The following is a 679-nucleotide window of genomic DNA, read 5'->3' on the forward strand; positions in this document are numbered from 1 at the left end:
CGGGAAGGGAAAGAGCGGCCTCTCCAGAAAGGAGGTGTTCCAGCCGCACCTTCCGGTACGGCTACCTTGTTACGACTTAGCCCCAATCACCAGTTTCGCCCTAGGCCGATCCTTGCGGTCACGGACTTCAGGCGCCCCCGGCTTTCATGGCTTGACGGGCGGTGTGTACAAGGCCCGGGAACGTATTCACCGCGCCATGGCTGATGCGCGATTACTAGCGAATCCAGCTTCGTGGGGTCGGGTTGCAGACCCCAGTCCGAACTGAGACCGTTTTTAAGGATCATGAGCCGGTCGCCCGGCTCCCCTCTGTGACGGCCATTGTAACACGTGTGTGGCCCCGGACGTAAGGGCCGTGCTGATTTGACGTCATCCCCACCTTCCTCACACCTTACGGTGGCAGTGTCCGCAGAGTGCCCGGCATAACCCGATGGCAACTACGGAGAGGGGTTGCGCTCGTTATGGCACTTAAGCCGACACCTCACGGCACGAGCTGACGACAACCATGCAGCACCTCCACAGGAGTCCCGAAGGACCTCATCATCTCTGAATCGTTCTCCTGCAGTTCAAGCCCGGGTAAGGTTCCTCGCGTATCATCGAATTAAACCACATGTTCCTCCGCTTGTGCGGGCCCCCGTCAATTCCTTTGAGTTTCACCGTTGCCGGCGTACTCCCCAGGTGG

Annotated in this window: 1 rRNA gene; it reads right to left on the reverse strand. The window is 59.5% G+C overall.

Features of this window, described 5'->3' with window-relative positions:
• Positions 1–27: 27 nt before the first annotated feature.
• Positions 28–679 (reverse strand): 16S ribosomal RNA (locus WS34_RS14975); the annotation flags it as partial.

Source organism: Odoribacter sp. N15.MGS-14 (assembly GCF_000980245.1).
Taxonomy (GTDB): Bacteria; Bacteroidota; Bacteroidia; order Bacteroidales; family Marinifilaceae; genus Odoribacter; species Odoribacter splanchnicus.